The sequence below is a fragment of the Metabacillus lacus genome, assembly GCF_009674805.1.
Taxonomy (GTDB): Bacteria; Bacillota; Bacilli; order Bacillales; family Bacillaceae; genus Metabacillus_C; species Metabacillus_C lacus.
Genome location: NZ_WKKI01000054.1, coordinates 1 through 20,980, shown reverse-complemented (window position 1 = coordinate 20,980; position 20,980 = coordinate 1). Strand labels below are relative to the sequence as shown.

The following is a 20,980-nucleotide window of genomic DNA, read 5'->3' as shown; positions in this document are numbered from 1 at the left end:
TAAGGCTTCTAACCGTCGGTGCAACGGGATAGCCTAATCCATAACTAGCGGTTACGCTGGTGTTCTTAGGAATCCCCCACTTCAAACAGCTCGCAAGAGCAGTTAAGTGGCGGGTAGTTCAAATGTAGCAGTAGGAAATACTACGATAAATTTTATCAAAAATAATAAATCTGTTCTGATAGAATAGTTGAAAGGCCCAGATGAGCATTACTGGCTTCTTCTATTCAATAAATATAACAAAATAAACATTATACCTAAAAGACTAATGTGAAGGGAGAGAAGAATATGTTATTGCCAATCGGTTCTATCGTATATCTCAAGGAGGGAACAAGTAAGTTAATGATCATGAATAGAGGTCCGATTCTCGAAGAGGGCGGCGAGCATACAATGTTTGATTATTCGGCTTGCTTTTACCCGCAGGGATTAGTCCATGATAAAATCTTCTACTTCAACCACGAAAATATTGATGAAGTTGTCTTTGAAGGTTTTCAGGATCAGGAGGAGGAACGCTTCCAAAAGCTGTTTCATGATTGGAAACAGGACAATGGAGACAGATATAGTAAGGGGAAGGTAGATGGCCCCCTTGAGTAATGGATTGGTGATTAACTAATCAGGATGGGAAAATACATAAAGTGCGAAGTGCAAACTATTAAAGCTTTACGTTATAGAATGTTAAAAATTGAAGGGCAGACCTACATACTAGATATAAGCCAATTTATCTGGAATTTAGTATTTCCATTTTTATTATGGGTTCTGCCCCAAACAATTTATAAAGTCGATGGGGAAGAAATAAATAGGAAGCTGAATTTACCAGCAGCAAAATCTAATAAAAAGAAGAATGTAAGTATTTTGTTTGCAGCAGGAATTGCAATCTTTCTGGGGAACATATTGACTGATTTAACAGATCTCTTTACGATCCCAAGTACGGTTTTCGTTAATAAAATAATTGCTGTGGTTCTTCTGTTAGTGCTTATTTTATTCCAGGTTTTATTTAATATTAGAGAAAAAAACTATTTATTTGAAAAACTAGAACCCAAATTGTTAACAAGGGAGCGGATTTGGCTCAGACCAATGTCTTTTAAACATTGTATATATTGCTTGTTTTTGAATTTTTTTTCAATGTTATTTTTTATAGGTAGTGTAATGATAGTTCTAGACATTACGAATATTTTAGGAATTCTTTCCTTTCTTGTCATGGGACTGGTTTTTTCATTTATCCATATGCTATATGTACCTATTGGCCAGACTACGGTAAGATTTATGAAAAATAGGTAAATATGTTTTTAGTAGAATTGTTGAAACGGAGTAAGAGGAAGGTAGAAGGGTCAGTTGAGTAATGCCGTGGTGGATACCTAATTAGGATGGGAAATTCAATGAAGTGTGAAGTGCAATATACTAAAACTTTAAGGTATTTAAAGATTGAAGGAAATACATATGTATTAGATATGAGCCAATTCATCTGGAATATTGTATTCCCGTTTTTAATATGGATCCTCCCTCAAACAATCTATAAAGTGGACGGGGGCCCCATAACAGTGAATTTCAACAAAAGAGGTGTGTGACACATTTTAATAACTTAGATACTAGCTAGTATGACTGATTTATGGGGAATGTTCTGCTTCAATAAAGCTAGAAAAAATGGATTAAAGATCGAAGGCGAGACTTATATTTTAGATATGAGCCAATTTCTCATTCTTTGTTTATATTCTTTGCTCTTCTGGCAGCTTTCATTAGCACTATAATTTTAGTCTTTGTAATGAGCAATATCCTGGCAATTGTTTGTTCTTATTTTTAGGTTTACTTTTATCAATTGTAAATATTTTATATGTAGTAGATGGTCAGATTACTGTAAAATTTAAGTGGAATACATGAATATGTTCCTAACGAGTGTTTGAGCATTCACGGAATTTCTCTGTTGAAATCCAAAAGATAGAAGGCTAGATCAAACCTAATACTCTTTCCATTTTTAGCATGGGTTGTTCCCCGTCTCAATTTAAAAAGTAGATGAAGAGTAACTTAAAAAAGTTGCAGCGTATAGAAACATATGAGGTTTCTTGAATGATATCCAAGCAGGAGACTCAATTCATAAAACCTTCAGATCTTCCGATAGTAATGTTCAATGCTTCCTAAGACCCCTCCTTTATATTCTATTTCATCCATAAAAATCTATTTTCCTTTCAAAAGTGGCATGCTACAAATGGTGAGTTTTAACAAAAAACAGTTACTATTGTATAGTGGTGGCTGAGAAGGTAAAATAATTAAATCAGTTTTTAAAATGAAAGAAGCAGGGACACTCTGTTTTTGAGATAGGAATAAGATTGACACTACGAGAGGATTTGAGTACAACTATGACAGACAATTTTTGGCGTGAGTTACCGCGTCCTTTTTTTATACTGGCACCAATGGAAGATGTGACTGATGTTGTGTTTCGCCATGTGGTAAGTGAAGCAGCAAGGCCTGATGTGTTTTTTACGGAGTTTACGAACAGCGAGAGTTATTGTCATCCTGAGGGGAAAAAAAGTGTGCGCGGGCGCCTGGCTTTCACAGAGGATGAACAGCCGATGGTGGCACACATTTGGGGAGATAAGCCCGAATTCTTCAGGCAAATGAGTATTGGTATGGCAGAGCTTGGATTTAAAGGGATTGACCTCAATATGGGTTGCCCGGTGCCCAATGTAACGCAGCATGGAAAGGGAAGCGGTTTGATCCGCCGTCCTGAGGTTGCAGCAGAATTAATACAAGCAGCAAAAGCGGGAGGCTTGCCTGTGAGTGTTAAAACCAGGCTTGGTTTCTCTGAGATAGATGAGTGGCAGGGCTGGCTGACCCATATTTTAAACCAAGATATCGCCAATCTTTCCATTCATCTGCGTACCAGGAATGAAATGAGCAAGGTAGACGCTCATTGGGAACTGATTCCGGAGATCAAGGAACTCCGTGACAGGGTGGCACCAGATACACTTTTAACCATTAATGGAGACATTCTTGACCGTCAAACCGGAGAAAGGCTCGTTGAACAATATGGTGTTGACGGGGTTATGATCGGCCGTGGCATATTTCAGAATCCATTTGCCTTTGAAAAAGAGCCGAAAGAACATGCCAGCAAGGAATTGCTGGATCTTTTAATGCTGCACCTGGATCTTCATGATAAATATTCAAATTTAGAATTGCGTTCTTACAAGGCACTTCATCGGTTTTTTAAAATTTATGTTAAAGGCTTTCGGGGGGCAAGTGAGTTAAGAAATCAACTCATGAACACATCATCAACAGACGAAGCACGTTCATTGGTTGATAAATTTGTGTCACAGAATCTTAATGACTCTGGTTTGGCATAGTTATAGGAATGTTGAGGAATAAATAGCCGGAGAAATTCCGGCTTTTCTACATAAAAAGTCTTTTGAGGACGATATAAGGTGAGCTATTCCGGTTACGACCTCTAAATATTGCTCAAACAGCCTATGTAAGGTATTGTAAGCGGAAAAAATTCTCTTATTTGGCGGGAAATATGCACATTTCCCGCTTTAAGCGAAATTCTTCCGCTTATTTCTTGGGCCCATCTTGCAACATAGGTTGTTTCAGCCAGACACGGTGAACTTCTAATTATTATTTACTACAAGGAGCTGCTTATCTGCGGCTTTTTTTTATTAGACAAAATACCTAATATTTATATATGGTACTTTCTTCCATAAACAGTTATCCATTATAATAAGTAAAGGGGGGGATAACTTGAAGCTGAAACCATGGGTGCCATTTTCTATAGTCATCATCATGATGTTGTTAACAGGTTGTAATTCTACAATCCTCAATTTAGAGGGATCCACTGATAATTGGGATGCCAAAATTCAAGTGACTTATACGGAGGATAGAGAGGATCAAAGTTTTGTATTAAAATATCAAGGCGATAAATTAGACGAAGTAAAAAACACAATGATTGATTATGAGATTGATAGCAGAACCGGATCAAGCCGGGGTAAAGCACAGCTTTCGAAAGGCGGAGTACTGCAAAGCAGTGATGGGGATTCCTGTACCGGCTGTGCCAAGCTTTATGAAGATGATGAGGTCGAATTTAAAGTGATGTGGAATGGACAGGAAGAAATAATTGTATTGAGTAAGAAGTAATCCTTGATCATTACATTTAGCTGATTGAGCTAAATACTTGCGGGAGAACAAACAGAAAGAGCCCTGGTAAAGAAGCCGAAAGAAGCTTTCGATTTCTTTCTGCCAGGGTCCTTTTTCTTTTATTGAGTATGCAGAAAGTATCTGAAGCAAATAGATTGACTCAAAGAGGGACAGTTAAAGGATTCCATGGTCTTGGCACTAATTGCATAGTTTTCCAGGAAGATAGGATCTAAAAGCAGAGATCGCCCCTTCCAATTCTCCAAACAGCTCTGATTTTATTTGGTACAATTTAGATAATGCACGATGATGGAAGGTGGATTCGATGAGAAGGTTTTTTTTGAAAAAGGGCAAAAAGTATAATCCTGCAGACCAGTATACGCAGGATGATATAGAGGAAATTTTACATTCAGTGTTAATAGACAAAGAAGCTCATAAATTGCCTGCTGCCTTTTTACTTTTGTTGAGCACTTCAGAAGACCATAAAATTCAAGCCGCTGAGACTCTTCATAGATTTCTGCTGAGTACTTCTATGAAAGAATTATTGCGGATTGATACGCTATTCCGGGAAGCATCTTCACTGGATTGGACATATAATTGGAAGAATGAATCTCCTCATGCTTTATGTCCCCCAAATATAACAAATGATCAAAAAGTATCAGTGTTAGGGTTAAGTACCTTTCATCTAAATGGCTATTTCAGGGAAAAAGCATTAATTGAGCTAGCTTCTTACGAGACAGGAAGAGAAATTCCATACATGCTCATTAGATGCAATGACTGGGTTCCTCAAGTCAGGAACACCGCAATGAGGCTTGTTGAAGAACGGTTAACAGTGGATTATGCAGTCACTTTTGCTGAAAGCCTGCTGATTATCTTTAAATTGAGGAGCTTGAAGCGTGTTAATCATGAGATTCTTTTTGAGAAGATTGTCAACCTTCTCTCAAAGAAGGAAGCAGTGCCAGTTTTAAAGCAAGCAGCGCACTCAAAAGAAAACCACTTAAGATATACCAGTTATAAGATAATGATTCACGCTAAAGTACTGAACAAAAGTGAACTTCTGACTTATTTTCAGCGAGAAAAGGAACCTCGATCAAGATTGCTGTTGTTCAATGAAATCATAAATAACATCAGTGAAGCAGACTTTTTAAAATATTACTTCCTATTAAGGAAAGATAAATTCCCTAAAATACGTGTGCAGGTTTTAGAAATGTTCCATTCAATGAATCCCCAGCAGAGTATAGAGGAACTTGAAAAAGCGCTTTTTGATAAAAATGAATCTGTCAGGTCAGTTGCAAGATATTTATTGAAAAAACAGGGTATAACAGATTTTGCCCCCTATTATATTAGGGCCATTCAGCAACAGTCAGAGGAAAATGTACGTGGCGCGTTATTAGGTATTGGAGAGGCTGGCCGTAAGGAGCATCTCCCAATCATTCTGCCTTTTACCCAGTCATATAAGGCTGAGATTGTGAAAGCTGTTATCCGTTCTATTTCACTGCTTGATGCTGAAAATCATCAAGATTTATTTCTGAAGATGTTGATGCATGAACATATTGGAGTGAGTAAAGAAGCCAGGAAATCTTTACAAAGAACCTCTTACTATGACAGAATTCATGAGTTATACCGTATTTATAAAGAGGGAAAAAACTCTCACAGCAGGTACTCTGCTGCCCTCCTGCTAAGCTCTCTTTCAAAATGGGAATCTATAAGATACAGTATTGAGTTTTCTAACAATAAAGATGATCATTCTGTGAGCAGGCTGGGAGAAAATCAGCTGAAAAATTGGGTAGCTACTTATAATCAGTCCTTTCAGAATCCAAGTCAAGAGCAAGTTGCAGCGATCAGAGACGCTCTGAAAAAGTATGAGATCGCTGAAAGTCTGAAGCAGGAAATTGAATTCTGTCTTAGGGGGCTGTAACTGCCGATGTAAAGTTGAATAGAGCTGATGGTTGTATGGAGACAGCAGGGGGTTTCTGCCAACATCTCCTTTAAGAAATCATCATTGATTAGCATAAGAAAGTACCCGCCAGAATAGGATGAAAGGGATTAAAAATCCGGATAACCATTTTTGCAAAAGAAGTGGAGGCTGAAACAGTGAATCAGAGCTATGAAAATCACAGAAAGATAGATCCGCTTTACGTCGGCGGCATTACCGTCATTGGATTCATTACACTTATCCTTTCGTTTGTATTTTTCTTCCGGCATATAGGGAGTCAGTGGCTGCTGAGTGCAATCCTGCTGTTGTTTGCGGTGCTGTTTGTCCTGATTATTATAAAGCTGAGAGGCTATGCGCTTCAGCTTCAGGACCGGCTCATAAGGAGCGAGGAAAATTTTCGTTATTTCCGGTTAACCGGTAATGTGTTGGACGCTTCTCTCTCGATGAAGCATATTGCAGCACTGCGGTTTTCAGAAGACGAAGAATTTCCGGATCTGGTTGAGCGGGCGGTTTTAGAAAATCTTTCGCCGGATGATATTAAAAAAGCTGTTGTGAATTGGCGGGGAGATCATCATCGCGTATAATGATAAAAGAAACAGCTCTTACACTGGCTGTTTCTTTTTTTAGATAGGTGTTTCCAAATTTAAGTAATATTTACATTCCCAAGGAGGTTTGTTATGCAGAGTGAGATTATGGTCGATGTAAAAGGCCTTTTCAAACGGTATGAGGCCCTCACAGCTGTAAAAGGGGTTTCCTTTTCAGTACATAAAGGAGAAATATTCGGTCTGCTTGGTCCAAATGGCGCCGGAAAAACAACGACCATTGAAATGCTTGTCGGCTTGAGAAAGCCTGATGAAGGAACAGCAGAACTTGCCGGATTTGATGTAAAAAAAGAAGTGAACAAAGTCAAAGAAGTCATTGGTGTACAGCTTCAATCCACATCTCTATTTGAATTGCTGAAGGTGGAAGAAATTCTGCACTTATATGCCAGTTTTTATCCCACACATGTAAATATTGAAGATTTAATTACAGAAATGCTTCTGACAGAGAAGCGGAATGACCGGATTAAAGGGCTGTCTGGAGGACAAAAACAGCGCCTGGCCATTGCGCTTGCCCTCATCCATGACCCTCACATTGTCTTTCTTGATGAACCAACAACAGGCCTCGACCCTCAAGCAAGAAGAACACTTTGGGATATTGTACTGAGATTAAAGAAACGGGGAAAAACAGTCATCCTTTCCACTCATTATATGGATGAAGCCCATGTGCTCTGCGACCGGATAGGCATCATGGATCAAGGAGAACTCATTGCCCTAGATACGCCAGCCAATCTTGTGAAAAAATTAAAGTCTACGAGTACGATTGAATTTCAATTGAGCAATCCACCTGAAAAAGAGTGGTTTATGAATTTGGCGGGAGTGGAGGACGTATCCATCCGTGATACGTATGTTCAGCTTTATACAGATGATTTGCAGGCAGCTTTAACATCTTTTATAAGTGCATCTGCTGAGCATGAATTTAAGATACAGGATCTACAAACGCGGTTAGCCACTTTGGAAGATGTATTTATCTCAATGACAGGAAGGAGCATCAGAGAATCATGAGGGCGTATTGGCAGTTAACTCTTGCACAATTGCGGATTTTTTCAAGAAATAAGCAAGTCCTGTTTTTTACCTTGCTCTTTCCAGTCATATTGATGCTGGCCCTTGGCACATTTGCAGGAGGCGGACATTCTCTTTCGCTCGATGTGGGCATCATTGATTCTGACCAGACAGCTGCATCAAAGAATATAACAGACCTGTTTGAACAGCAGGAAGGAATTGGTGTAACAAGCTATAACGATGTAAATAGCGGAAGAGAGGCAATCAAAAGCGGAGACATTCAGCTGCTGGTTGAAGTTCCGGAAGGATATCAATCAAGCGTAGAGGATGAAAACAAGGAAGCGGTTCTGCCTGTTTATTATAATGAGAAAAACCTGGCATCCGCGGAGCTGGGCCTGACAGTAGTAAACGGTATTATTGACACATACAGTAAAGATCTTGTGGATTACACACCTTCTGTAATAGTTGAAAAACGAGGGTTAGAAGCCCGGGATATTCGTTATGTGGACTTCCTAGTTCCGGGAATTGTAGCGATGATGATCCTGAGCAACAATATGAATGGTGTGGCCGGCCAAATCTCTGCCTGGCGTGAAAGAGGAATTCTCCGGAGAATGCAGGGCACGAGACTAAAAGCCTCCACCTTTATCGCTGCTCAAATCTCAGCACGTCTGGTACTTAATGGAACACAGGCCCTGCTTGTCATCCTTATTGCTAATTGGGTGTTTAACATTGAAGTTGCCGGTTCCTGGCTCGCCTTAATTTTCTTCATTATCCTTGGCACCCTGGCGTTTATGGCACTTGGATTTATTATTGCCGGAGTGGCTAAAAATCCGGAAAGCGCAGCACCAATTGCAGGCTTTATTACATTTCCAATGCTGTTTCTTGGAGGAGTGTTTTTCCCGATCAGTGATATGCCGGATATCATTCAGCCACTCGTGAATCTTCTGCCGATTTCTCACTTAGCTTCAGCGTTAAGAGAGACGATGAATCTTGGAACACCTTTTCTTCAGCTGGGTACGGAAACGCTCATATTATGCTGCTGGCTGCTTGGCGGATTTGCGCTCGCAAGCTATGTTTTCAAGTGGGAGTAGGAGATCCTTTTGAGCAAGTTTCTTGTATAAAAGGCACCTGCTCTTTTTTGTAAACTTAAGTTTTTCACGCCATGAATGGTAAAATAGAACATAAGAACACATGAAAACTGGGTGGTTAACAATGAATGAACTGATGAAAAAAATAACAGATTTTAGAGACGAGCGCGGTTGGTCTGCTTATCACAATGAAAAAGATCTAGCTGTTTCCATATTAATAGAAGCGAGTGAGCTATTGGAAAACTTTCAATGGAAAACCAGTGAAGAAGCTGTTTCTGACTCTTTTCAGAACATTAAAGAGGAAATGGCCGATGTACTTATCTATCTAATGCAGCTTGCTGACAGGATGAACATTGACTTAGAAGAGGAAGCGTGTAAGAAGCTGGAAAAGAACGCTGTAAAATATCCAATTGACAGAGGTTTGCGAGGAGAATAAGAATGAAAAAGCATATTCATGTAGCGGGAGCTGTGATTGTCAGGGAAGGCAGCATACTGTGCGCCCAAAGGGGGGCGAATCAATTGCTGCCGCTGTTATGGGAATTTCCCGGCGGCAAGATTGAGCAAGGAGAAAAACCTGAGGACGCTGTGCAAAGAGAAGTGCAGGAAGAGATGCTTTGCAAAGTGAAAGTCGGGGATCAGATTGTCCATACAGTGCATGAGTACGATTTTGGCATCGTTCATTTGAGTACCTACTACTGTGAACTAATTGAGGGGGAGCCGGCTATGACGGAGCATATAGACATGAAATGGCTGAAGCCGGTGCACTTGTTTACATTGAATTGGGCGCCTGCTGACATACCTACTGTTGAAAAGCTTGCTGCAGGGATTATTGATGATGTAGACTGAGAACAGAAAAGAGCGCAGGTGCTGCTGCGCTCTTTTTAATACTCATAATGGTGAAGGTGTTTCCTTTATCATTTCTACTCTGTTTCCGAATGGATCTCTAAATTCAAACCTTTCAAAACCAGGAATAGGCACTGATTCATAGATTTCCACACCATTCTGTTCAAGGACATTTCTCCAATATGAAATGTCACTCACACTGTAAGCTAAATGCGCCTTTATTTTTTTGCGATGAACTCTATCTTCTGTTCCTACATGTACTTCTCTGTCTCCGACTTGAAGCCAAAATCCGCCGCGCTTTAAGAGGGATTCCGGTTTTTCCTTCTCGGGCAGCCCAAGAACCCCGCAATAAAATTTTTTACCTTCCTCTTCAGCGCCCTTTGGGATTGTAATTTGAGCGTGATGCAGACCTAGAATCATAGAAATCAGCTCCTCTTTTCTAATGACCAATTTCCTCTCTCGGTATATGATATGATTGGTAAACTTCTCCATACACTTGACCTGTGAAACCATAAAAAGGGCAGTTTATAGAAAAGCGAAAAAATCAGACAGAAACACTCTGTCTGATTTAAGATATCTAGGAAGTCGTTGTACCCTCGAGTTTTTCCGCCCTAATCTTTCTAATTCTGCGGTTTTCTATCTCTTCAACTGTTATGAGAAGATTTTCGTATTCGAAACTCTCGCCTTTTGTCGGTATATTTTCAAACCTTTCAACCACCCAGCCGCCTATTGTATGATAAGAGCTTTGCGGTTCTGGAACATCAAGCAAATTTGTAAATTTATCAAGCTGAAATTGTGAATGGAATGTATAGATACTGTCGTTAATTTTTGTCATTTCCAGCACTTTTTCATCCTGTTCATCCCAAATTTCACCGACAATTTCTTCTAAAATATCTTCCAGGGTGATGATACCGGTTGTACCGCCAAACTCATCTAAAACAATCGCCATGTGAACCTTGTCTTTTTGCAGCCGTGTTAACAGAGAGGATATCTTTGCAGATTCAAAAACAAACATAGGCTCTCGAATTAACTCTCTAATATTTACTTGATCATATTTAATAAGGTGGGTGAAGAATTCTTTTTCCGACAATATTCCGATTATGTTATCTATATGATTTTCATACACTGGAATGCGTGAAAATCGTTCCTCAAAGAACATTTCTTTGATTTTTTCTATTGACTGGTTTACTTCTACGGCCTTCACATCTATACGGGGAGTGAGCACTTCTGCTGCTGTAATATCATCAAAATCCATAGATCTGTGGATCAAGTCTCTCTCCTCTTTGGCAATAACTCCTTCTTCTTCGCTAATATCAAGCATGACCTTAAGTTCTTCTTCAGTAACAGAAGGCATCGCTTCCTTTTTTGAAAACACACTTGAAACAAAGTTTTTTAGCTTGATAAAAAAGAAATTTATGGGAGTAAGCAGCTTAATCAGAAAATAAAGTATCCCTGAAATCATTAAAGAATATCTTTCCGCATGTTCCTTTGCCAAGGATTTAGGAAGTATCTCTCCAAAAATCAGGACCAGTACAGTCATCACAAAAGTACTGATAACAAGGCCGGCGTTTCCTCCAAACAAATCAGTGGCAAGCTTGGCGGAAATACTTGCGGCTGCTATGTTGACAATGTTGTTACCTATCAAGATGGTAGACAGGGAACGATCAAAATTGTCAGCAATGTACATCGCTTTCTTACTGCCTCTGACACCATCAGCTTCAAAGTTTCGCAGCCTGATTTTGTTGACACTTGAATAAGCTGTTTCAGCTGAAGAGAAAAAAGCTGATAAAAACAGCAATAAGCCTAGTAATGCCAGTGAATAAAATGGTAAGTCGTCCAAAGAAGTTTCACTCTCCTGTAATGCTATATTTTATCTTATTTTATTTTCACTTTATAAAGAAAATACCGTTAATTTTTTTTGAAGTCTTTCTGCTTGAACCGAAAGCCGGTTAAGTATCCGCAAATTTCCCTCATAATCTAATGTATTTACTGCCTCAATAATTTCTTCCAGCTCGGCAGAAAGATGTTCCATGTCATATTTTATGCGATTTATTTGTATTTCAAACTCACTTTTATCTAAATTAGACTTCTCCGTGACAAACAAGCGCTCTTTAATCTCTGTAAGCGGCAAATGCAGCTCCTGGCATTGTTTGATATATTCAAGTCTGCTGAGAGTATGTTCATCATAATATCGATAGCCTTTTTCAGAACGAATACAATCTAACAACCCTATGTTTGTGTAATAATCAAGGGTGCGCTTGGAGGTCTTGCTCTCTTTAGCCAGTTCGCCGATTTTTAGCAACTTCCCACATCAATCACCTCAGACAAATTATATATCATCATTTCAAAAGTGTACAGTCTCACTGTATGGTTTAATAGGGTGTAGGGCTCAAGCCGTACAGTATTGTAACCTTCCGCTGTATGGAAGGAAATACCTTGTGATGTTACCATTTTACTTGTGAGAATAACTGGAAAGCAGGAGATGTTATGAAATATACTGCAAGCTTGCTATCATTGCTGATCATGATTGTATTTTTATTGGGATGCAGCCTTCTAGAAGAGGATGTGGTTGACAGCAGCGGGTTGGAAAAAGTGCAAAGAATTGATATTTCGTCAGCTGAAAATCCGGAAGAGGTACTTTATGTGATAGATCATCCTGATGAAGTGAAGAGTTTCGTGAAAGGACTTTTTGTGCATAAGTGGATAATATCTGAAGTCCCGGCCAGGCATCACTCCAAACAATATATCTACAGTTTGTATCAAGGAGAAACCGTTACACTTGGGGACACTTTTTCTACAATAAACGGTGCTGGAGTGATTGCGGTAATTACCTCGTATAATGGCAGCCCGTATGTGCAATTTGAGAAAAACAAGCACAGCCTTACTTTTAAAATTCCTAAGGAGGCAGCAGGAAATTTATCAAAATTGATAAAGTAGTACACACCACCATATCTAAACCAGTTCCCACTTATAATGTTTGTACTGAATTCTTATCAGACTGCCATTGTCTATATGAAGATGCTCTGTTTCGGGCTGAAGCCTGGATACTGCCGCCTGTATCCAGGCTCCATGTGTGACAGCTGCAACCGTTTTATTTTGATGGTTTTTTTCAATATTATATAAAGCATCCCAGACCCTGGATTGAAGCTGGTCAAGCGGTTCAGCCCCCAGGGAAGTCAGGGTTTCTTCTGTCAACGGTCCCCACTGCTTTTCCGCTGCTATTCGCCGCTTTCCTTCCAGCTTACCAAAAGACCGCTCCATCAATTCATCCTTTACCGTAACAGGGATATCGAGGTGCAGACTGAGTATGGCGGCGGTTTGCCCGGCCCGCTGCAGAGGGCTTGTGAGGAGGGCATCCGGCTTTGCTTCTTTCAGCATGTTGGCAATCTGCAGCGCCTGTCGTTTTCCATTTTCATTTAATGGAGGGTCGGTCCGCCCAATAAATTTTCCCATTTTGTTCTCATCAGTTTCTCCGTGCCTGATCAGGAGGAGAAGAGTCATACCCTCACCACCATTGGTTTTTTATATAGATATGTTGAGGGGCAAACTTTTATCAGCAAAACCCTTTAGGCGTTGTGATGGTGGGGTGAATATGTAGTGCTTCCAGGGTTTTTTTTTATTTTGTTCCATGCTTCAATTGCATCTGCGGTACTTTTGCTTTGATTGTTGTCGTCAGCAAAAAAATCACTCATAAATTGATTATATTCAAATTGGGGAGGTATTACTTTTTTATAAGAAGGATCTTTTTTCCGCTCTTCCTCCCCGTACCAAGCATCTGCAGCATCGCGATACGTTTTTCCAACGTTGATTTTAAAATAATTTTGGATATAGGTAGAAAAATGAAAATGAGGGATAACAGTCTTGAAAAAAGCTCTAACATGTTGGCTGCACCGATGGTTCTCCAAAATAACAGTATCAAGACTTAAGTTGGCCTGCTGTTGCTGAGACTTTTTATATCCACTTTTTCTAATGTGTTTTTTTATTTCTCCTGTTATAAGGAAGGTTTCTATTGCTTCAGAAATGTCTATTTTTGAACCCGAAGCACTTAGTCCATTTTCCCTGCAAAATGACTGTAATTCTTCTTTCAACCAGTAAAAATCTCTGAATGTATTTACTGAGATATCTTTCGTTAATTTTGGTCTCAATTTTTGCACCTCCATATTTACTTAACTATTATAGAACGATTGTTCCTTTTTTAGGGGAAGTTTAAAGATTTTTTGTAAGTCATCCTCCATTTCTGGTAAAGTGTTCTGCCTAAGGATACTGATTTGCATTTTTTGGAGTCCCAAGCATACTTCATATTGGTTCTAAGAATTGTGAACAGCCATTAGAAAGATCTTTTACACAATTTGCTGCGCGAGACATATAGTATAGAGAATGCTATTTAATTCAATTTTGGACAGGGCATGGGAAGAGGTTGAAGTATGAAGATATTGCTGGCCAACTATAAATCTTATCCCCGTTTCAGCGGTGTAGCGAGTTATATGGCCCGGTTGAAGGGCGTACTGGAAAGCAAGGGGCATACAGTCGATATACTTGCTCATAAACCGGGAATGAATGAAATTTACTTAGGAAACAGCGGGATCATGAAGCTTCCTGTCAGGCAGAGCATTGAAGAGAAGCTGCGGCTGAACCAGGAATGTCAATTGAGTGATTGGATGAGGTGGAGAGAGCTTGAAGCATACACATTTGAGCAAGCCTCAAGAAAACTGAATCTGCAGTCATATGACTGTATCCATACGCAGGACATCATAGCTGCGAGAGCACTGCGCAGAGCAAAACCTGCTCATGTGCCGTTAGTCGCTACCTTTCATAATTGCAAAACAAGGGAATGGAAAGCAAGCGGGGAGATTCAGAGAAAAACAGAGATTGAGAAGTGCTATATCGCAGCAGAAGAGCATTATAGCGCCATTTCGGCTGACAAGCTGATTCTCCCCTGTAAATGGCTGTGGCAGGAGTTTGAAAAGCTGGGTACACAAATTCTTCAGCCTGCTGTCATCCCTTATGGAATTGATCTTGCCTCTTTTGAAAGGAAAGCACAGGAAGTTGAAAAAGTGCCGGCAAAAGGTGATGCTTTGGTTATAGCCTGCCCGGCCAGGCTGGTAGCAATCAAGGGTCATGAGTTCTTGCTGCAGGCACTGAAGAAGTTGAAGAAAAGAGGCAGTTCGTTTATCTGCTGGTTTATCGGCGACGGTATTTTGATGGAGGATCTGAAACGGAAGACAGCAGAGCTTGACTTGCAAGACGAGGTGTTATTTCTCGGAGGCAGAAGCGATGTGCCGGGACTCCTGCGTTCATCTGATATTGTTGTTCTTCCGTCCATTCATGATACTCTTCCATTTACTGTGATGGAAGGCCAGCTCTCAGGAAAACCTGTTGTTGCTTCTGCAGTTGGAGGAATTACAGAGATGATTCAGCATGGAGAAACGGGCTTGCTTGCTGAAAAGGGGAACAGCGATTCACTGGCATATTCATTGGGTATGCTGCTGAGCTCGGAAAAACTCAGGAAGGACCTTGGCGCGCGCGCAGAAGCTTGGGCAAAGAAGGAATGGTCACTGAACAGGATGGCCGACAGAACGATTGGAGTTTATCAAGCAGCCCTTTTACAAAAGAGGGACGCAAAAAATAGTAAAAGCGAAAGCGAGGTACCTGATCCGGCTTTTCTGCAAAAGCTGCTGTCCAGCTGCAGGGGGCGAAGTGAAAAGGCTGCAGTTCCTGCTGGATTCATTTCCGGAAAGGTGAAAAATGAGCTGCGGCAGCCGGTAAAGGGTGCATCCGTTCATCTTATAGATCACTCCAATATCTCGCTTTTCACAGTCACAACAGATGAACACGGAGAGTATGTTATGAAAAATCTGCCGCTGGGTAAATATTCGCTGACCGTTTACAAGAGTGGCTGCCTGCCCGTGTCCTCTTCAGTAAACGTGGATAATGCAGCAGGTGTAAATGCCGACTTTGAATTGCAGCAGGATACAGTGGATTGATTGATGGGGAACGGACCTGCGGAAAACAGTCGTGCTCTTGTTCGTGTTTTCTGCATAAAAAAAACCTGCGGGCTTCTGTAGCTCGCAGGCTGCATTTAATATATTTCCTTTACAGAGTTTCTCCATTGGTCTTTATTACTTGCTGATACCAGTGGAATGACTCTTTTTTTGAGCGCTCCATGGAGCCATTGCCTTCGTTGTCACGATCCACATAAATCATGCCGTATCGTTTTTTCATTTCACCAGTTGTGAAGGATACAATATCAATGATGCCCCATGGTGTATAGCCAAGGAGATCAACGCCGTCATGGGTGACCGCCTTCATCAGCTCTTCAATGTGAGAGCGCAGGTACTGTATTCTTTCCGGATCATGTATGGAGCCGTCTTCCTCAACAGTATCGACAGCCCCAAAGCCGTTTTCTACGATAAACAGCGGAATTTGATAGCGATCATAAAAACGGTTCAATGTGTAGCGGAGGCCGACTGGATCAATAGCCCAGCCCCAGTCGCTGGATTTTATATAAGGATTTTCAACACCGTTAGGCAGGCCGCCGTTGACAATATCTCCTCTATTATCATTGACAACATCGCTTTTCACCGTTGTAGACATATAATAGCTGAAGCCCAAATAGTCTACCGTGCCGTTCTTCAGAATCTCTTCATCGCCGTGCTCAATTGGAATATTGTAGCCTTCTCTTTCAAATTCCTTCAGTGCGTAGCTCGGATAGTAGCCGCGCACATGAACATCAGGGAAGAAGTAACGCTGGCGCATTGTTTCTTCTGCAAGCATGATGTCTTCCGGGTTGGAGGAATAAGGGTAAATCGGAACATGTGAAACCATCGCGCCAATTTGGAATTCCGGGTTGATTTCTTTTCCTTTTGCAACAGCAAGGGCGCTTGCCAGCAGTTCATGGTGTCCTGCAATATACATAATTTCTTTTGGATTTTCACCCTCTTTTACAGTTACACCTGAATTTGTCCAAAGAAACAGCGGATTGTTTACATCCATTTTGTTGTTGATTTCGTTAAATGTCATCCAGTATTTTACTTTGTCTTTATAGCGGGTAAAGCAAACTTCAGCAAACTTTACAAAGTAGTCTGTTACTTTTCTGCTTCTGAAGCCGCCGAATTCTCTGGCCAAATGTAGCGGCATTTCAAAATGAGACAGGGTGATGACAGGCTCAATGCCATGCTTCAGCAACTCGTCGAACACATCGTCATAAAACTGCAAGCCTTCTTCATTCGGCTCTTCTTCGTCTCCACGCGGAAAAATTCTGCTCCAGGCAATGGAGGTTCTGAGGCACTTCAATCCCATTTCAGCAAACAGTGCAATATCGCCTTTGTAGCGGCTGTAAAAATCAATCGCTTCATGATTAGGATAAAACTCTGAATCTTCCACCGTTTTAGTAATTTTTCTTGCCACACCATGAGCGCCGGCCGTCATAACATCAACCACGCTTGGTCCTTTTCCTCCTGCATTCCAGCCGCCTTCAAATTGATGGGCAGCAAGCGCGCCGCCCCATAAAAAATTCTTTGGTAATGATGCCATTTGATTATTCCTCCTCTTATTTAACTACTGTAAACAGTTTATCTTCTATTCTGCTAATCTCAGTTTCTTCTGAAAGAATTTCTTCGTAGGCTGCTGAGTTAGTAATGATAACAGGTGTAATTGTAGATAGGCCTTTCTTTACAATATCATCCCTATCAAATTCTATGAGCAGATCACCCTTTTTCACCTTGGCTCCATCCTCGATATGAAGGGTAAACGGTTCACCTTTCAGGTTCACCGTATCAAGCCCAATATGAACGAGAAGTTCAACGCCCGCTTCTGATCGAAGGCCGATGGCGTGCTTGGTAGGAGCCACCATTACGACTGTACCGTCAAATGGTGCATATAAATGGTTGTCCTCCGGCTCAATTGCAATTCCTTTCCCCATTGCTCCTGAACTGAAAACCGTATCAGGTACATTGGTTAGGGGAAGGATCTTTCCTGCAAGGGGTGCATAAATGGCTTCTTCATTATTTTTGCTGTTTTTGCCTTGAACGTTATCAGCAGCTGTCTCATCAGCCTGCTTCGCAGTATCTTCTCCAAATCCAAAAATTTGGATTAGAACAATCGGGAGAATAATGGCAATAGCCACACCAAGCAGGATACCCCATATTGAAGTTGGAACATCGGGGCTGATGCCGTTTACAATTGTCAGCGGTCCCGGAAGGCCGGCATAAGCAAAGTAATACGGGTTAAAAAAGCTTGCTGCAATGGCACCGATTGCACCGGAAATACTTCCTATAATAAACGGTTTCTTAAAGCGGAGCGTTACCCCGTATATCGCAGGTTCTGTGATTCCGAAAAGTCCAGTAATCCCAGCGGACACTCCAACTTTTTTTGTTTCCTGGCTTTTCGCTTTTAGAATAACTCCAAGTACTGCTCCAACCTGGGCAATAACGGCAATCGTCTGATATGCCTGAAAAGAATCGCGCCCATACTGATCAAAATTGGCAAGAACAACCGGTGTGATGCCCCAGTGTACGCCGAAGATAACAAGTACTTGCCAAAATCCTCCGATAATGGCTCCAGCAACTGCCGGTGCATTTTCAGCGAGGAAATTGTATCCGTTTGCAATTCCGTTTGCCCCCATTGTCGTAATCGGTCCAATTAACAGGATGGTTAAAGGAACCATTAACACAAGGCTTAGAAACGGAACAAACAATGGACGGACAATTTCATGAATACGTGAATTCAAAAATCTCTCAAGATATGAAAGAATCCAAACTAGAAATAATGGAGGCAGCACTGAGGACGTATAAACTGTTTCAGATAATGCCAGTCCGAAAAAGGTGATTGTGCCGCCCTCAGCAATTTGCGCGGCCATTTCTGCCCAAGTGGGGCTGACCAATGCAGCAGAACAGGCAACGGCTATATATGTGTTCACTTTAAAATGCTTTGATGCTGTTATCGCAATAAATATTGGCAAAAAGGTAAATGGTGCCCAGGATATAAAGCTAAACACTTGATACATCCCCGTTTCAGGAAAGGCTGGAAACAAGAGAGTGATTAAAATGAGTAAACCTTGCAGAATGCCAGCAGCTGCTAGAATATACACAAAGGGTGCAAACACAGCTGACATTGTGGCAATGACACGGTTTAGCACTGTTCCTTTGTTTTCGCTTTCTTTTTCGGAAGTGTCAAGGTTTACCAGCTTGGAGAATTCCTCATATACCTCCCCTACGTGCTGGCCGATGACCACCTGAAACTGGCCGCTGTTTTCTACTACAGTAATAACACCAGGCAGAGAGGCTACTTTATCTTTGGCTGCAGGCTTGGATCTTTTCAGGACCAGTCTCAGCCTTGTGGCACATCTCGTTGCCCCAACAATATTGTCTTCCCCGCCAACTGCTTTCAATATATCTTCAGCCAGCTTTGGATAATCTCTCACTTTACCTGCCATAGCTTATCTCTCCTCCTTAGTAGTATACGCTTACATTATAATTGTACCGATACAATTTTACAAGTAATAAACAATAGTATTTTTTGGTTATAATCTATTTGTATAGATTTCCCCTGATTGTGATATAATTTGGAGAAAAAGATATAGAAAATTGATGGGGAATGTTCATGTTAAAGTACCAGCAAATTGCAATTGAAATAGAAAAATATATTGAAGAACAAGAGCTTCAGCAGGGAGATAAACTTCCGGTTCTGGAGCATTTTATGGCACATTTTAAAGTAAGCAAAAGCACCATCACCAAATCACTTGAGCTCCTTGAAAGAAAGGGCGTTGTTTACCAAGTCCGGGGAAGCGGAATATTTGTAAGAAGGCATAAGCGAAAGGGCTATATCAGCCTTTTATCCAACCAGGGATTTAAAAGAGAGCTGGAAGATGCTCAAATTTCGTCAAAGCCGCTTCAACTGGAAGTAAGAAAACCTTCAAAAGAAGCAGCTTTAAATCTAAATCTCCATGAAGATGAAGACGTATACTACGTGAAAAGAATACGGTATATTAATGGAGAAACGCTGTGCGTAGAGGAATCCTATTATAACAAAGCAATCGTTACCTATTTGAACAAAGAAATTGTATCTGAATCTATCTTCGGCTATATTCGGGAAGGTCTTGGACTGAAGATAGGCTTTTCAGATATGTACATGCAGATGGATCAGCTGGACGAAAATGAAGCAGTTCATCTCGGTTTAAAAAAAGGAGAACCTAAGCTGACTGTAGAGACTGTATTTCACCTAACGAACGGCCAGCCCTTTGATTTTTCAAGAGTAGTTTACAACTATAAGCAATCACGCTTTTTTCTACAGACAAACAGTGATACTTAATTGTAAAGAGCCTTGCATCCAAGGCTTTTTTTGTTTACGCCCTTCCTCAGTATGTTTCCTTCCTTAGAGGGGAATATATTGAAAAAAAGAGGGAGTGATGACTCTTTGTGAAGGCGCTGTCTATGATTCAGCCATGGGCATCTCTATTTGTCCTTGGCGAAACTCAATATGAAACGAGAACATGGAGAACCAACTACAGAGGGCCGCTGGCCATTCATACAAGCAGAAAAATAGATGTGAATGCCTGCAAGCAAGCTTCAATTCTGCCGCTGCTTGCCGCCCACGGATATTCTGCCAAGAATCTGCCGGCAGGATATATTATCGGAATCTGCCGTTTGACCAACTGTATAAAAGTAATTGAAAACCATGGAGGCTGGGCAGTGCTGGAGGACGGAAGAACAGTGGAGGGAAAAGATTTCCTTCTTGGGGACTATAGAGAAGGGTGTTATGTGTGGGAAGTACATGAAATGAAAGTGCTGAATAACTGGATTCCTGCGAAAGGGCAGCTTGGAATCTGGGAAGCTGGCGATATCCCGGTCAGCTGGTGAGATTTCCATGGTGGCTGCGGGGGTCAACTGAAAACAGGGTGGGAAATCTTCTCTTATCATAGGTGTAACATATCCGCACGATACATAAACGGAGTAATTCCGCCTATTTAGAAAAAACAGCGAAAATGGGCTGAAATAAGCGGAGGATTTCCGTCAATGCACCTAAAAAACCTTAAAGCGGAGCATTATTAGCTGCTTAAGCGGAATTCATTCCCTTATTTTCTCTAAAAAACGATCTTATTTGGATTTAACCGGAATTTATACGCTTATTGTGTTGAGGCGTCGCAATGTACTTGCTGTTTCACCCAACTTGGTTCTTCATCGGCCTTATGAAGGACATTTCTCGAGCTGCAGCACTTACTTTTGTCCTTCATCGGCCTTATGAAGGACATTTCCCACGCTGTTTCACCCGAATTTGTCCTTCATTGCCCCTATGAAGGACATTTCTCGAGCTGCAGCACTTACTTTTGTCCTTCATTGCCCTTATGAAGGACATTTCTCGAGCTGTAGCACTTAATTTTGTCCTTCATCGGCCTTATGAAG

Annotated in this window: 22 protein-coding genes; 15 read left to right on the top strand and 7 right to left on the bottom strand. The window is 41.0% G+C overall.

The window, feature by feature from the left end; genetic code table 11:
• The first annotated feature begins 285 nt into the window (after positions 1 to 285).
• From GJU40_RS18005 to GJU40_RS17955, 11 genes are all read left to right on the top strand, one after another.
• Positions 286 to 591 carry a DUF4176 domain-containing protein gene (locus tag GJU40_RS18005; RefSeq protein ID WP_154309449.1) on the top strand — a complete coding sequence of 102 codons (306 nt, stop codon included), beginning with the start codon at positions 286 to 288 and terminating at the stop codon, positions 589 to 591.
• 24 nt (positions 592 to 615) lie between these two features.
• Positions 616 to 1,275: a DUF443 family protein gene (locus tag GJU40_RS18000; RefSeq protein WP_154309448.1), complete on the top strand. Its 660-nt coding sequence runs from the start codon at positions 616 to 618 to the stop codon at positions 1,273 to 1,275.
• 86 nt (positions 1,276 to 1,361) lie between these two features.
• Positions 1,362 to 1,562: a DUF443 family protein gene (locus GJU40_RS21300; protein WP_343031612.1), complete on the top strand. Its 201-nt coding sequence runs from the start codon at positions 1,362 to 1,364 to the stop codon at positions 1,560 to 1,562.
• Between the two features lie 786 nt (positions 1,563 to 2,348).
• Positions 2,349 to 3,332 carry a tRNA dihydrouridine synthase gene (locus tag GJU40_RS17990; RefSeq protein WP_154309446.1) on the top strand — a complete coding sequence of 328 codons (984 nt, stop codon included), beginning with the start codon at positions 2,349 to 2,351 and terminating at the stop codon, positions 3,330 to 3,332.
• A gap of 391 nt (positions 3,333 to 3,723) precedes the next feature.
• Positions 3,724 to 4,116: a hypothetical protein gene (locus tag GJU40_RS17985; RefSeq protein WP_154309445.1), complete on the top strand. Its 393-nt coding sequence runs from the start codon at positions 3,724 to 3,726 to the stop codon at positions 4,114 to 4,116.
• 322 nt (positions 4,117 to 4,438) lie between these two features.
• Entirely contained in the window at positions 4,439 to 6,031 is a 1,593-nt protein-coding gene (locus GJU40_RS17980; RefSeq protein ID WP_154309444.1) for a HEAT repeat domain-containing protein, read from the top strand.
• A 176-nt stretch (positions 6,032 to 6,207) separates the two neighbouring features.
• The gene (locus GJU40_RS17975; protein ID WP_154309443.1) at positions 6,208 to 6,633 is read left to right on the top strand and encodes a DUF6526 family protein; all 426 of its coding nucleotides are present in this window, start codon (positions 6,208 to 6,210) and stop codon (positions 6,631 to 6,633) included.
• Between the two features lie 93 nt (positions 6,634 to 6,726).
• Positions 6,727 to 7,653, top strand: a complete 927-nt coding sequence (locus GJU40_RS17970) for an ABC transporter ATP-binding protein (RefSeq protein ID WP_154309442.1) — start codon at positions 6,727 to 6,729, stop codon at positions 7,651 to 7,653.
• Positions 7,650 to 8,741, top strand: coding sequence for an ABC transporter permease (locus GJU40_RS17965; protein ID WP_154309441.1), 1,092 nt, complete (start codon positions 7,650 to 7,652; stop codon positions 8,739 to 8,741). The genes GJU40_RS17970 and GJU40_RS17965 overlap by 4 nt, the downstream gene beginning before the upstream one ends.
• A gap of 121 nt (positions 8,742 to 8,862) precedes the next feature.
• Positions 8,863 to 9,174 (top strand): nucleotide pyrophosphohydrolase, encoded by a 312-nt coding sequence (locus tag GJU40_RS17960; RefSeq protein WP_154309450.1) that lies wholly within the window; start codon positions 8,863 to 8,865, stop codon positions 9,172 to 9,174.
• Positions 9,175 to 9,176: 2 nt separating this feature from the next.
• Positions 9,177 to 9,584: a (deoxy)nucleoside triphosphate pyrophosphohydrolase gene (locus tag GJU40_RS17955; protein ID WP_154309440.1), complete on the top strand. Its 408-nt coding sequence runs from the start codon at positions 9,177 to 9,179 to the stop codon at positions 9,582 to 9,584.
• A 42-nt stretch (positions 9,585 to 9,626) separates the two neighbouring features.
• Here GJU40_RS17955 and GJU40_RS17950 read toward each other — a convergent pair whose 3' ends face one another.
• From GJU40_RS17950 to GJU40_RS17940, 3 genes are all read right to left on the bottom strand, one after another.
• Positions 9,627 to 10,001 (bottom strand): VOC family protein, encoded by a 375-nt coding sequence (locus tag GJU40_RS17950; RefSeq protein WP_154309439.1) that lies wholly within the window; start codon positions 9,999 to 10,001, stop codon positions 9,627 to 9,629.
• Between the two features lie 157 nt (positions 10,002 to 10,158).
• The gene (locus GJU40_RS17945) at positions 10,159 to 11,421 is read right to left on the bottom strand and encodes a hemolysin family protein (protein WP_154309438.1); all 1,263 of its coding nucleotides are present in this window, start codon (positions 11,419 to 11,421) and stop codon (positions 10,159 to 10,161) included.
• 51 nt (positions 11,422 to 11,472) lie between these two features.
• Positions 11,473 to 11,883: a MerR family transcriptional regulator gene (locus GJU40_RS17940; RefSeq protein ID WP_154309437.1), complete on the bottom strand. Its 411-nt coding sequence runs from the start codon at positions 11,881 to 11,883 to the stop codon at positions 11,473 to 11,475.
• A gap of 185 nt (positions 11,884 to 12,068) precedes the next feature.
• Between GJU40_RS17940 and GJU40_RS17935 the strand changes: the two genes are divergently transcribed.
• Entirely contained in the window at positions 12,069 to 12,518 is a 450-nt protein-coding gene (locus tag GJU40_RS17935; protein ID WP_154309436.1) for a hypothetical protein, read from the top strand.
• A 15-nt stretch (positions 12,519 to 12,533) separates the two neighbouring features.
• Here GJU40_RS17935 and GJU40_RS17930 read toward each other — a convergent pair whose 3' ends face one another.
• Both GJU40_RS17930 and GJU40_RS17925 read right to left on the bottom strand, forming a co-directional pair.
• Complete coding sequence (locus GJU40_RS17930) at positions 12,534 to 13,082, bottom strand: histidine phosphatase family protein (RefSeq protein WP_154309435.1); 549 nt, start codon at positions 13,080 to 13,082, stop codon at positions 12,534 to 12,536.
• 65 nt (positions 13,083 to 13,147) lie between these two features.
• Positions 13,148 to 13,726, bottom strand: coding sequence for a DUF6434 domain-containing protein (locus GJU40_RS17925; RefSeq protein WP_154309434.1), 579 nt, complete (start codon positions 13,724 to 13,726; stop codon positions 13,148 to 13,150).
• 279 nt (positions 13,727 to 14,005) lie between these two features.
• On the opposite strand from GJU40_RS17925, the gene GJU40_RS17920 reads away from it, so the two are divergent.
• Positions 14,006 to 15,565 (top strand): glycosyltransferase, encoded by a 1,560-nt coding sequence (locus GJU40_RS17920; RefSeq protein ID WP_154309433.1) that lies wholly within the window; start codon positions 14,006 to 14,008, stop codon positions 15,563 to 15,565.
• Positions 15,566 to 15,674: 109 nt separating this feature from the next.
• Here the strand turns inward: GJU40_RS17920 and bglA are convergent, their stop codons facing one another.
• Together bglA and GJU40_RS17910 are read right to left on the bottom strand one after the other, a co-directional pair.
• Positions 15,675 to 17,114 (bottom strand): 6-phospho-beta-glucosidase BglA, encoded by a 1,440-nt coding sequence (gene bglA / locus GJU40_RS17915; RefSeq protein WP_154309432.1) that lies wholly within the window; start codon positions 17,112 to 17,114, stop codon positions 15,675 to 15,677.
• Between the two features lie 16 nt (positions 17,115 to 17,130).
• A complete protein-coding gene (locus tag GJU40_RS17910) occupies positions 17,131 to 19,014 on the bottom strand; it encodes a beta-glucoside-specific PTS transporter subunit IIABC (RefSeq protein WP_154309431.1) in 1,884 nt (627 codons plus the stop codon).
• Positions 19,015 to 19,181: 167 nt separating this feature from the next.
• Here GJU40_RS17910 and GJU40_RS17905 point away from each other — a divergent pair, with 167 nt between their 5' ends.
• Both GJU40_RS17905 and GJU40_RS17900 read left to right on the top strand, forming a co-directional pair.
• Entirely contained in the window at positions 19,182 to 19,889 is a 708-nt protein-coding gene (locus tag GJU40_RS17905) for a GntR family transcriptional regulator (RefSeq protein WP_154309430.1), read from the top strand.
• Positions 19,890 to 20,011: 122 nt separating this feature from the next.
• The gene (locus tag GJU40_RS17900) at positions 20,012 to 20,437 is read left to right on the top strand and encodes an ASCH domain-containing protein (protein ID WP_154309429.1); all 426 of its coding nucleotides are present in this window, start codon (positions 20,012 to 20,014) and stop codon (positions 20,435 to 20,437) included.
• Positions 20,438 to 20,980: the final 543 nt, after the last annotated feature.

Excerpts from the sequence above, each read along its gene's own strand:
- GJU40_RS18005 (WP_154309449.1), top strand. The coding sequence starts at position 286 with ATGTTATTGCCAATCGGTTCTATCGTATATCTCAAGGAGGGAACAAGT.
- GJU40_RS18000 (WP_154309448.1), top strand. The coding sequence starts at position 616 with ATGGGAAAATACATAAAGTGCGAAGTGCAAACTATTAAAGCTTTACGT.
- GJU40_RS21300 (WP_343031612.1), top strand. The coding sequence starts at position 1,362 with ATGGGAAATTCAATGAAGTGTGAAGTGCAATATACTAAAACTTTAAGG.
- GJU40_RS17990 (WP_154309446.1), top strand. The coding sequence starts at position 2,349 with ATGACAGACAATTTTTGGCGTGAGTTACCGCGTCCTTTTTTTATACTG.
- GJU40_RS17980 (WP_154309444.1), top strand. The coding sequence starts at position 4,439 with ATGAGAAGGTTTTTTTTGAAAAAGGGCAAAAAGTATAATCCTGCAGAC.
- GJU40_RS17970 (WP_154309442.1), top strand. The coding sequence starts at position 6,727 with ATGCAGAGTGAGATTATGGTCGATGTAAAAGGCCTTTTCAAACGGTAT.
- GJU40_RS17965 (WP_154309441.1), top strand. The coding sequence starts at position 7,650 with ATGAGGGCGTATTGGCAGTTAACTCTTGCACAATTGCGGATTTTTTCA.
- GJU40_RS17960 (WP_154309450.1), top strand. The coding sequence starts at position 8,863 with ATGAATGAACTGATGAAAAAAATAACAGATTTTAGAGACGAGCGCGGT.
- GJU40_RS17955 (WP_154309440.1), top strand. The coding sequence starts at position 9,177 with ATGAAAAAGCATATTCATGTAGCGGGAGCTGTGATTGTCAGGGAAGGC.
- GJU40_RS17950 (WP_154309439.1), bottom strand. The coding sequence starts at position 10,001 with ATGATTCTAGGTCTGCATCACGCTCAAATTACAATCCCAAAGGGCGCT.
- GJU40_RS17935 (WP_154309436.1), top strand. The coding sequence starts at position 12,069 with ATGAAATATACTGCAAGCTTGCTATCATTGCTGATCATGATTGTATTT.
- GJU40_RS17930 (WP_154309435.1), bottom strand. The coding sequence starts at position 13,082 with ATGACTCTTCTCCTCCTGATCAGGCACGGAGAAACTGATGAGAACAAA.
- GJU40_RS17920 (WP_154309433.1), top strand. The coding sequence starts at position 14,006 with ATGAAGATATTGCTGGCCAACTATAAATCTTATCCCCGTTTCAGCGGT.
- bglA (WP_154309432.1), bottom strand. The coding sequence starts at position 17,114 with ATGGCATCATTACCAAAGAATTTTTTATGGGGCGGCGCGCTTGCTGCC.
- GJU40_RS17910 (WP_154309431.1), bottom strand. The coding sequence starts at position 19,014 with ATGGCAGGTAAAGTGAGAGATTATCCAAAGCTGGCTGAAGATATATTG.
- GJU40_RS17905 (WP_154309430.1), top strand. The coding sequence starts at position 19,182 with ATGTTAAAGTACCAGCAAATTGCAATTGAAATAGAAAAATATATTGAA.
- GJU40_RS17900 (WP_154309429.1), top strand. The coding sequence starts at position 20,012 with ATGATTCAGCCATGGGCATCTCTATTTGTCCTTGGCGAAACTCAATAT.